Origin of the sequence: Paramaledivibacter caminithermalis DSM 15212 (genome assembly GCF_900142245.1) — a bacterium.
GTDB lineage: Bacteria > Bacillota > Clostridia > Peptostreptococcales > Caminicellaceae > Paramaledivibacter > Paramaledivibacter caminithermalis.
The window spans coordinates 48,241-58,764 of sequence record NZ_FRAG01000022.1; the positions used below are offsets into that span (position 1 = coordinate 48,241).

The 10,524-nt window shown below is 32.1% G+C and carries 11 protein-coding genes; 5 read left to right on the forward strand and 6 right to left on the reverse strand.

Going from position 1 to position 10,524, the window contains the following annotated elements; all coding sequences use genetic code 11:
• Position 1 precedes the first annotated feature (1 nt).
• Positions 2–451 (forward strand): hypothetical protein, encoded by a 450-nt coding sequence (locus BUB36_RS10095; protein ID WP_073149589.1) that lies wholly within the window; start codon positions 2–4, stop codon positions 449–451.
• A 91-nt stretch (positions 452–542) separates the two neighbouring features.
• Positions 543–1,631, forward strand: coding sequence for an FAD-dependent oxidoreductase (locus tag BUB36_RS10100; RefSeq protein ID WP_073149591.1), 1,089 nt, complete (start codon positions 543–545; stop codon positions 1,629–1,631).
• A gap of 33 nt (positions 1,632–1,664) precedes the next feature.
• On the opposite strand, the gene pepV is transcribed toward BUB36_RS10100, so the two are convergent.
• Positions 1,665–3,053, reverse strand: a complete 1,389-nt coding sequence (pepV, locus tag BUB36_RS10105) for a dipeptidase PepV (protein ID WP_073149593.1) — start codon at positions 3,051–3,053, stop codon at positions 1,665–1,667.
• 185 nt (positions 3,054–3,238) lie between these two features.
• On the opposite strand from pepV, the gene BUB36_RS10110 reads away from it, so the two are divergent.
• Positions 3,239–3,799, forward strand: coding sequence for a uracil-DNA glycosylase (locus BUB36_RS10110; protein ID WP_073149595.1), 561 nt, complete (start codon positions 3,239–3,241; stop codon positions 3,797–3,799).
• 24 nt (positions 3,800–3,823) lie between these two features.
• Here BUB36_RS10110 and BUB36_RS10115 read toward each other — a convergent pair whose 3' ends face one another.
• From BUB36_RS10115 to BUB36_RS10130, 5 genes are all read right to left on the reverse strand, one after another.
• Positions 3,824–4,357: a methylated-DNA--[protein]-cysteine S-methyltransferase gene (locus BUB36_RS10115; protein ID WP_073149597.1), complete on the reverse strand. Its 534-nt coding sequence runs from the start codon at positions 4,355–4,357 to the stop codon at positions 3,824–3,826.
• Positions 4,358–4,675: 318 nt separating this feature from the next.
• On the reverse strand, positions 4,676–6,400 hold the full coding sequence (locus BUB36_RS10120) for a flavin monoamine oxidase family protein (protein ID WP_084111933.1): 1,725 nt from the start codon (positions 6,398–6,400) through the stop codon (positions 4,676–4,678).
• Positions 6,401–6,561: 161 nt separating this feature from the next.
• Positions 6,562–7,479, reverse strand: coding sequence for a DMT family transporter (locus BUB36_RS10125; RefSeq protein WP_073149599.1), 918 nt, complete (start codon positions 7,477–7,479; stop codon positions 6,562–6,564).
• A 45-nt stretch (positions 7,480–7,524) separates the two neighbouring features.
• A complete protein-coding gene (locus BUB36_RS20515; RefSeq protein ID WP_330390480.1) occupies positions 7,525–7,860 on the reverse strand; it encodes a hypothetical protein in 336 nt (111 codons plus the stop codon).
• A gap of 60 nt (positions 7,861–7,920) precedes the next feature.
• Positions 7,921–8,796: a KamA family radical SAM protein gene (locus tag BUB36_RS10130; RefSeq protein ID WP_330390481.1), complete on the reverse strand. Its 876-nt coding sequence runs from the start codon at positions 8,794–8,796 to the stop codon at positions 7,921–7,923.
• 517 nt (positions 8,797–9,313) lie between these two features.
• Between BUB36_RS10130 and BUB36_RS20140 the strand changes: the two genes are divergently transcribed.
• Both BUB36_RS20140 and BUB36_RS10140 read left to right on the forward strand, forming a co-directional pair.
• Entirely contained in the window at positions 9,314–9,517 is a 204-nt protein-coding gene (locus BUB36_RS20140) for a hypothetical protein (protein WP_242655756.1), read from the forward strand.
• A 639-nt stretch (positions 9,518–10,156) separates the two neighbouring features.
• The coding region (locus BUB36_RS10140; protein WP_131821239.1) for an ATP-binding cassette domain-containing protein at positions 10,157–10,524 on the forward strand (368 nt) is incomplete at its 3' end.

Genomic DNA, 10,524 nt, shown 5'->3' on the forward strand with positions numbered 1-10,524 from the left:
CATGGAATGGATAATATTATTTTTAGCAAATTGGAGTATATTTTTATTGTTAGTAGATTGGAAAAAACTAAGGATAAATATATGGTCAGGATTGTTTGCTATATTAATGGTAATGACTGTGGATTACTGCAATACTCTCAACAAAAGATATATAATAAATAATGGTATTATAAATATTTTAGGAAGCTCATTATTTTTCTTAGTAGGACCTGTATTTGTAATAGGGACATTACTAGCACAGTATCATCCACAAAAAAAAACTATAACTATATTGAATGTAATAGTTCTATTTATACTATATTCTTCTGTAGAGCTTGTTCTTGTTTTAAGAGGAGCTGTAGAATATTTAAATTGGCATTTTTACGACAGCCTTATAATTAATATAGGTGCTATATCTCTTTTAAGTTGGTTTTCTATGGTGATATTAAACAAATGGAGAGTTGAAAAATGAGTTTAGCAATATATACTTTTAGTATTATTATCATAGCCTTAGCTATTTATTTTTGGTTTGAAATACTATATAAATATGGAGGGTAAAGAAATTGAAGGTAGCAATTATTGGAGCAGGCTTAGGTGGGCTTTCATGTGCTTTAGAATTTCAAAAACATGGTATAAACCCAGATGTATATGAGAAGAATGACTTTATTGGAGAAAGACATTCCCATGTCACAGCTTTACTAAATTTAATGTCAAGACCTGCAAAGGACCCCTTAGTTTGCTTTAAAAATAATTTTGATATAGAGCTAACTCCCCTGACAAAGCTAAAAAGGATTACCCATATTTCACCAAACAAAAAGACAACGATTGAAGGAGAACTGGGATATCTTTTTGTAAGGGGTAAAGAACAGTATTCAATCAAGAATCAATTATACTCAAAACTTAAGAAGCCTAAAATACAATTCAATAAATTTGCAGATTACGAGGAATTATCTAAAAAATATGATTATGTTATAATTGCAACTGGCAATACTAATTTTACTGAGGAGCTTGGATGCTCATATAGATTAGTGACAACTTACCTAAGAGGAGCAATTATCCTAGGAAACTTTGACCCTAACGAGCTAATAGTATGGATAAACAAGGATTATAGTAAGGATGGTTATGCTTATCTAACCCCCTTTAGTAATAAAAAAGCATCATTAGTTCTTATTGTAACCGATGTAAATGATAAACAGGTGGATAATTATTGGGAAAGATTTTTACTTACTGAAAACATAGAATCTACCATTATAGAAGAATTTAAGCTGAAACATTCTACTGGATATACTTATCCTAATTATATAGATAATATATATTTTGTGGGCAATTCTAGGGGTGGAATTGAACCTTTTCTGGGGTTTGGACAAATTAATTCTATAACAGATGGCGTTTTATTGGCTAGAGCTATTACAGAGGGCAAAAGCTATGATAAACTACTTAAAAAAACAGATAAAAACATTAGATATTTATATGAGTTTAGGAAGGCTTTTAATAGGGCAGCTAATGGTGACTATGATAAAATATTATCTGTGATTGGAGCACCTGTAGTAAAACAGCTAATGTATGATTCCCAGCTAAATGTAATAAAGGTTTATGGTACTATCTTTAAGTATATGAATAGAAGAACTAAAAAAAGGGATAGGATGAAATAAAGGTACATATATTAATGTACCTTTTAAAGAGTATTATTTTGCTAATTCATACAAGGCTTTAGCATATATCTTAGTAATTTTAATTAAATCTTCAACAGCTATGAATTCATCCTTTTGGTGTGCAAGCTCAGGCTGACCTGGGAACAATGGACCAAAGGCAACTGCATTTTCCATGGATCTAGCGTATGTACCGCCTCCTATAGTTATTGGTTCGCTATCATCACCAGTAAATTCTCTATACACCTCCATAAGCTTTTGGATTACTTCATGATCCTTTGGAAGATATATAGGGTCCATATTTTCAGTTACAACTATCCTAACGCTGGTATTTTCAAGGGCTTTTTTCATTCCTTCACAGACTTGTCTATGGGTATATGTTACAGGGTACCGAATATTAATTGTAGTTTTCACACTGTTTTCATTTAAATCTATTATTCCAACGTTAAAAATAAGGTTTCCTGAAGGTTCGTCGGTAAAACCACAGCCTATTGATTTACCATAAAAATCCATGCCTATTTTTTCACAATATACCTTAATAAAGTCAGAAATATCACCTTCAGCTAAATCCAAGGAATTTAAGAACAATATAAGCTGAGATATTGCATTTTGTCCTTTTTCTGGAAGACTACCATGGGCAGAAACTCCATAGGATTTTATGATAGTTTTATCTCCATTTTCTTCTATTTCTAACTTAACCTTATTTTCTTTTACATAAGCCTCTAAATTTCTCTTTAATGAATTTTTAGAAACAACATAGGCTTCACAATAATCTGGAACCATATTAGGTCTATTACCACCTTTGATTTTCAATACCTTAATACCATTGTCAGTATATTTACTGTTAAACTCCTTAACCAAATCAAATACTAAGATACCCTTTTCCCCATGAATGGCAGGAAATTCAGCATCTGGAGTAAATGCAATATTTGGAGCCTTTTCTTTACTTAAATAGTATTTTAAGCTTTCCCATCCACTTTCCTCATCAAGACCAAAAATTATTCGTATTTTTTTACTCAATTTTGCTCCTGATTCTTTAATCGCCTTCATAGCATATAAACCAGCAATAGCAGGGCCTTTATCATCTATAGTTCCCCTGCCAAAGATTTTTCCATCATGGATTTCACCAGCGTAAGGAGGGTATGTCCAATTATCACCTTCAGGAACAACATCAAGATGAACTAATATGCCTACAACCTCTTCACCATCACCAAATTCAGCATGACCACCATAATTGTCAATATTTTTTGTTTTAAATCCTAATTTTTGCGATAAATCTAAAGCGTGCATGAAGCACTGATGAATATCCTTCCCAAAGGGCATTCCCTCCTTTGGTGCATCCTTTACACTCTTTAGTTTAATTATTTCTTGAGTAGATTTGATAATTTCATCACGCATTTCTTCAATTTTTTGTTCTAGGTTCACATTCATTCCCCCAATATACAGTTTTCTTCATGGTACCTTATTTTGGAATATTTTTCAATACATAAAGCTATATAATATATAAATAGGTAATATTAAAATTCAAGTTAAATTTTGATTTTAAATAGTATTATTAGTATAATTACCATAAATGAAGGTTTTTAACAAAAAATAAAGGTGATGAAATTATGTATACTTTAGATGAATTAAAAAAAATTACTAATCAGTGTAGAAGATGTAGATTATGTATGGGGCGGACAAATGTAGTTTTTGGACAAGGTAACCCTAAGGCTGATATAATGTTTATAGGAGAAGGACCAGGGCAGCAAGAGGACTTGCAGGGGCAAGCCTTTGTAGGAGCAGCTGGACAACTGCTTACAAAGGCCATAGAAGCCATTGATTTTAAGAGAGAAGAAGTTTTTATAGCAAATATAGTAAAATGCCGACCTCCAAATAATAGAAATCCTAAAGAGGATGAAATAAAGGCTTGTATTTCCTATTTAAGATGGCAAGTAAAGCTTATAAAGCCTAAGATGATTATATGCTTAGGTTCTGTAGCTGCAAAAAATATAATAGATAAGAACTTAAAGATTACAAGGCAAAGGGGGCAATGGATAGAGAAAAAGGGGTTCATGATACTTCCAACCTTTCATCCAGCAGCACTTCTTAGGGATGAAAGTAAGAAAAGACCATTTTGGGAGGACTTTAAAAAGGTGAAAAGAATGTATGACGAATTAAATAAAAAATAAATAGAAGAAGCATGACCTCAGAATCTAAAGATTATGCTTCTTTTCTAAGTCAAGTAATCTCTTTTTAAGGAGTATTCCGTCTGGAGCAGAAAATCCTGTAAGCTTACCGTTGCTTCCGATAACCCTGTGACAAGGAATTATCACACTAATAGGATTTTTCCCTATAGCACCACCAACTGCTCTACACTTGTTAGTATCTCCTAACTCTTCAGCCACAGCCTTATAGGTCCAAACTTTACCGAATTTTATATTTCCTAGTATATTCCAAACCTGCTTTTGGAAGGTTGTACCCAATAGATGGATATTTAAATCAAAATCCTTTCTTTTTCCACTAAAATATTCTTCCAATTGTCTATAGGCTTTAATATTTTTTTCTGTATTTTTTTTAATAATATTATCTTCACGAAAATATTTTTTTAGCCATCTAAATTGTTTTTCTATATTTCCATCCATAAAGCTCACCATACATAAACCTTCATCTATAGAAGCAAAAAACATTTCTCCAAAGAGTGTATTATAAGTATGATAATATACTTTTTTATCTTCGTATTTTTTCATTTAAGTTCTCTCCTATATAGATTTCCCATAGTAAAACTTAATTTATACATATCAAAATATCCAGAGTTTTTAAGGATTTTTGATGTGTATAAATTAACTGTTTTACTGGAATATCTATAGATTTCCCATAGTAAAACTTAATTTATACATATCAAAATATCCAGAGTTTTTAAGGATTTTTGATGTGTATAAATTAACTGTTTTACTGGAATATCTATATTATCTCTTTTTGTGAAGCAGAAATCAAATGTAAATTAATTTGCTAAGCAGATATATAAAATTCTTTATTTCATGAGAAATATTAAGGGTTTTAATATTTTATTTGAGTGATTTTTTACAACATAATGCTAATTGATTTGCTGCCCTCATACCACTATGTAGGGCTCCCTGCATCCAGGCATGGGTAGCCGAGGTATGTTCACCTGCAAAGAATATTTTTCCATTATATTCAGGCTGTATCATAGTATATGAAAAAAGTTTTTTTTGCTCAGGCATAAAATAACAAAAAGCTCCATAAAAATATTTCTCTTTATCCCATTGAACTGTCTTGTAATCCTTTACTATAGAATTAAGATAACCTTCAGGAAGACCATGAACTTTTTCAACCTGACGCTTTATTTCTTTAAAGCGTCTTTTATCCCTTAGATTGCCTAAACGAATTGCGTCCAAGGTAAAATTGTATGATGCCAATAGAACACCAGGTTTGCTACTTTTATCTATTGCATCAGAATTTGCATGATCCGAAGGATACCATATACTTATAATCGGTAGGTCAGTATAAGAGCCTCCTCCAATAATTCTCTCAGAAGGACTGCCTTCTTCCCAAAATCTTTTATTGCAAAGGAAAATTGTTTTTTGGGAAGCTGAATAATTTACTTCTTTTATGGCTTGCATTTTATTTGTACTAAATAAAGGGTCTATTGTTACAGTTCGAAGTGATGAAAAAGGAATAGCACAAATAACATAATCAAAAGATTCTTGTAGAAATTCATTTATATGCTTATCCTTGTATTTTAATATAATTCTATTATCCCTTTGTATTTTATGGATTTCGGTAACCAAGGTACCTCCTTTCCATGTAACTTTCCCTAAATCTTCATGTGAAATATTTTTATATTCCTTGGGTTTTTCAGATATTAAGGATTTATAAATCGAAAGAGGGAGATTAACAAGCCCATTTTTTATCTCATAGAGAAAAGTAAAGTCTAATGGATAATCTTCTTGTAATAATTCATAATAGCTGTTATAAAAAAATTCGCCGGCAAATGGAGAAAGAGAACCAATAAGATTTATAGCCCCTTGACTTAAGCCCATTGTTTGAATCACCTGACGAATACCTTTACCAGTCCAATATAGAAGAAGAGGATTGTATACAGGCTTTATTTGAAGTATTTCCTTTCTTATCCAAGGTGGCATGGAGGATAAAGGGGTTCCCAGTCCATAATTTATAAGCTCTGTCCAAGGAGTATTTTTTTCCCAGTAATTTAAATTGAACTGAGGGTAAATGTATTTCATTACATTTTTACCCATGGGATCATTTCTTACGCGTACACCCTGAACATATATAAATGCGTTTTCATTATATTGTATAAAGGGTCTAGTATCGAGATTAAAAAGATCAATATAGTGCCAAGTAGTTTCATGACTTACAGGAATTCTCATTGCACCTAGCTCACCATAGAGCTTTTTTTCATCGTCAAAATAATAGGTATAAACCCTGCCTCCTATTCTATCCTCCAAAGCATCAAATATTGTTATATCAAATCCTAGCTTTCTAAGCTCAAAGGCTGATGATAGACCAGCAAGACCACCTCCAATTATTCCAACCTTTACTCCTTTAAAGCTTCCAGGTTTATCAATAGTAGTAATATCAGGAGGCGGGCTTAATAGATTTATTATATTCTGAAAATCTTCAGGACGTCCGGCTTTCCTTAAGGAAAATAGCAGCAGCTCATGTCTTTGAGACCTAGTAGGATTATTTTCTTGAGGAGGTGAAAAATCTGGTTCAGAAGAGACCAAAGGAGGCATAATGTCATCAATCATAAATATTCAACTCCTTAAAATATACTTTTTAAAAATATATTAAGAGTTTTAATATTTATTCTATATTAATCTGCTAAGTTAGGACCAAGAGGGTCAGGGTTGAAAAGTTGAATTAGCATAGTATAATTCAACTTTTCAACCCTGACCCGCTCCCCTTTCCATTACTGCTCTCTTAGACTCATTTTAGCTCTCTTAAAAAATGAAAGTTTAGTTTCAGATATTAAAATTGACAGCAAGATTAACAAGCATCCCAGAACCATAAAAACAGTCATTTTTTCCTTTAATATCAATGCTGCAAGCAAAGTAGCAAAAACTGATTCCATACACAGTATGATTGCCGTATGAGTAGGTGGTATATATTTCTGGGCAACATTCTGGATTAAAAAGGCTCCAATTGTTGCCAAAAGCACAATATACGACAAAGAAAAAATCACATCAGTTGTTATATTTTTAGGTATTGGCTCACAGACAAATGCAATTATGATAAAAAACAGTGCAGCTGCTCCCATTTGAGTTATTACTAAAGTAATCGGGTCAGAATCCGATGAAAAATAGTCAATGGCAACTATTGATGCAGCAATGAAAAAAGCGCAACCCAATGATAGCACATCTCCTATATTGATTGAAATATTATATCCTTGTAAGGTCAACAGTCCAATACCAATACAACTTAGAACAGCTCCTGTCAGCGCCTCCCAACCAGGACTTTTCTTATGTATTATCCATGTTAAAAAAGGGACTATAACAACATTTGTACCTACTAAAAATGCTTGTTTGCTTACTGTTGTATACTTTAGACCATATGCTTGTGCTGTAAATGCTAAAAATACAAATAGTCCGATAATAGTACCTGCCCTTATATCCTTTTTACCAATAATTTTCAATTTCTTATTAAAGATAATAGACATTATTATAAATGTAGCTGTGAATCTAATAGCCATTAAGAATAATGGGCTTATGACATCAAGTGCATTTTTAAGAGCAACAAAACTTCCACCCCAGACTAGGGCAACCAGTAATAGTGATAAATCAAGCATAAGATTTTTCTTTTTATCATAAATTTTAATCTGCTCACTCATTCTCTAGCCTCTCTTTGACTTTGTTAAATGAATTTCAATATTGTTTTAAAAACTTAAAGGATTTGGATTCTCTCTTCTCCTTGCTCTTGGCAGTTCACATGGTTCCGTAATTATCCTTCTATCTGTAAAAAAGTTTCTGAGACCATTTAGCTCTGCTTTTTCATTTTCTGCTTTACAGTCTTCGCAACTACAGATACTCCGATTATCATCAGGCTCTGTATAAGTAGAAATAACACCTTCGAAATTTCTTAAAATAACTTTCCTATCATTTCTAGATATTAAGTACTGAGGTAATACTGGACATTTACCACCACCACCAACTGCCTCAATAACATATGTTGGTATGCACAGACCAGATGTATGTCCTCTCAGACTTTCCATTATCTCAATACCTTTACTGACTGATGTGCAAAAGTGTTGGATACCAACAGATCTATCACACTAATATAAATAATAAGGGCGAACACGGTTTTTGACCAATGCTTGCACCAACCTTTTCATAATATTGGGACAATCATTTATACCTTTAAGCAGTACTGATTGATTTCCTAATGGAATTCCAGCATTTGCAAGTTTTGCTAATGCTCCAGCAGATTCTTTTGTCATTTCTTTTGGACTGTTAAAATGAGTATTAATAAATATTGGATGATATTTTTTAATCATTCTGCATAATTCATCTGTAATTCTTTGAGGCATTACTACAGGAACACGACTTCCAATACGCATAATATCTATATGAGGAATAGATCTTAAACGTTTAAGGATTTGTTCAAGTCTTTCTGTGCTAAGTGTTAAAGGATCTCCACCAGATATAACAACATCTCTTATTTCAGTTGTCTTTTCGATGTACTGAAATGCTGGTTCAAGTTCTTCCGGTCCGTATGCTGCATCATTTGTTCCAACAAGGCGTCTGCGTGTACAATGTCTGCAATACATCGCACATTGATCTGTTGTTAAAAGCAGTACTCTATCCGGATATCTGTGAGTCAAATGTTTTGCAGGTGAATCAATGTCTTCAAAAGTAGGATCATCCAAATCGTCAGAATCACGAATTAACTCCGCTTCTGTTGGAATAGCCTGCAACCTAACTGAACATTTAGGGTTATTAGGGTCCATTAGCGTCGCATAATGTGGGGTTATTGCCATTCTCAAGTTCATAAGACAATCTCGTATTCCTTTTTCTTCGTCTGGTGTCATATTGATAATATTCTTCAATTGTTCAACACTTGTTAAGCGATTAGCTAATTGCCAGTGCCAGTCATTCCACTTTTCTTCAGGGACATCCTTCCATATAGTAATATCTTTATAGTTTCTCATTTTATCCTCCCCTTATGCAAATCCTGTAATTTATAAACCATGATACCATTTTTTTCTTAGTATGACAATAATTATTTGCATATTTTTTAAAAAAATAGTATAGTATTACAAAAATCGTTGATGACGAAGGATTGCTTTGACAAATATAATATCCGATAAAATTGTTGGTATTACAATGATGATGGACATTGATTCGTATTTAATGTTTAATAATAACACTTTGAACATAACTTATAAATATACACACAAGAGCAATAATTGGTAGTAGGAAGAATTAGAATTAGACTCACTTTTAAACTTTAATTTACTAAAAATAAGTTTAATAAATCTAATCCTCCAAAATCTGATGAAGACTGTAAATTAGGTGTTCATACAGCTAATAATTCCCATGATGAAAAAAACTATGATTTCTACTGGGGCGATAAGAACCATGTTTTAACCAATGCTATTTCTGGTCTTCCAATTGCTGAAATAACTACTACTGCTGATGTTCCTGAGAATTCTATTACTATCGATTTTGTTTAGAACTAAAAAGGATGACTCTTTATGTCCTTGTAAGCATCCAAAATACTTTAGCAATAAGAAAAATCGTGGTTGTACTAAATATATTGATATAGATAGTGACTACCGTGCTTACATCAATAGAGACTCTATCTTTAAAAAAAAATCTATGCTTTCAGAACTGAATCTGAAAGATATAACTCTAGATGGAAAAATCTAAATCTTGAAAAAGCTTATGTTAGAAATACTCAATTGGTATCTAATTTAAATACTCTTGGACATATATCTTTACTTGCCTTAGCTTGTACTGCTATTAAAGATGGGTGCATCGACAAACTGAAATCCCTAACTGGATATAAAAAAGTAGCATAACTTAAAGCTTAATTTAAACTCAATATGTTCTTTCCTCACTATAGATTTCCCATAGTAAAACTTAATTTATACATATCACAATATCCAGAGCTTTTAAGAATTCTTGATGTGTATAAATTAACTGTTTTACTGTAATATCCATATATAGCAAATTTATCACTTTTTTCACAATACTATATTGACAAATTTGGATATAAATGGTTTCATAGGATTGTATTATAATTACATTATTGCATTATAATTACTATTACTGACAAGCAAGCTATCCAGCTTGTCAAATATAAATCCTAGGAGGGTTTTTGTATGAAGAAACTTGGAGCAATTTTAATGATAGGTGTGTTGATGATAGTAATGGCAATTCCAGCTTTTGCACAAATCGACACACCAGTGAACGGCGGAACAGTTGTACTTGCTGGCGAACCTTCTCAAATTACATAACATAAGTAAATCTTTTGGAAAAAAAACAATTTTTGATGATTTTTCATTGATGATTGAACAAGGCGACCAAATTTGTATTACTGGCAAAAGTGGATCTGGCAAATCGACTTTATTAAATATAATGGGATTACTTGAAAATCCAGATACTGGAACAATCAATGTATGTGGTGCAACAGATGTAAAAGCCAATTCACGACAGGCACAACATTTATTACGCACAAAAATAGGATTTCTTTTTCAAAATTTTGCTTTAATTGATGATAAATCCGTTAGCTATAATTTAGATATAGCTTGCATAAATTCTAAAATACCAAGAAGCAAATGGAATGATAAGAAAACAAAACTTTTGAAAGATTTACAACTTAATATTTCTTTAAAGGAGAAAGTATACAATCTTTCAGGTGGTGAACAACAACG

Excerpts from the sequence above, each read along its gene's own strand:
- BUB36_RS10095 (WP_073149589.1), top strand. The coding sequence starts at position 2 with ATGGAATGGATAATATTATTTTTAGCAAATTGGAGTATATTTTTATTG.
- BUB36_RS10110 (WP_073149595.1), top strand. The coding sequence starts at position 3,239 with ATGTATACTTTAGATGAATTAAAAAAAATTACTAATCAGTGTAGAAGA.
- BUB36_RS10115 (WP_073149597.1), bottom strand. The coding sequence starts at position 4,357 with ATGAAAAAATACGAAGATAAAAAAGTATATTATCATACTTATAATACA.
- BUB36_RS10120 (WP_084111933.1), bottom strand. The coding sequence starts at position 6,400 with ATGATTGATGACATTATGCCTCCTTTGGTCTCTTCTGAACCAGATTTT.
- BUB36_RS10125 (WP_073149599.1), bottom strand. The coding sequence starts at position 7,479 with ATGAGTGAGCAGATTAAAATTTATGATAAAAAGAAAAATCTTATGCTT.
- BUB36_RS20515 (WP_330390480.1), bottom strand. The coding sequence starts at position 7,860 with ATGGAAAGTCTGAGAGGACATACATCTGGTCTGTGCATACCAACATAT.
- BUB36_RS10130 (WP_330390481.1), bottom strand. The coding sequence starts at position 8,796 with ATGAGAAACTATAAAGATATTACTATATGGAAGGATGTCCCTGAAGAA.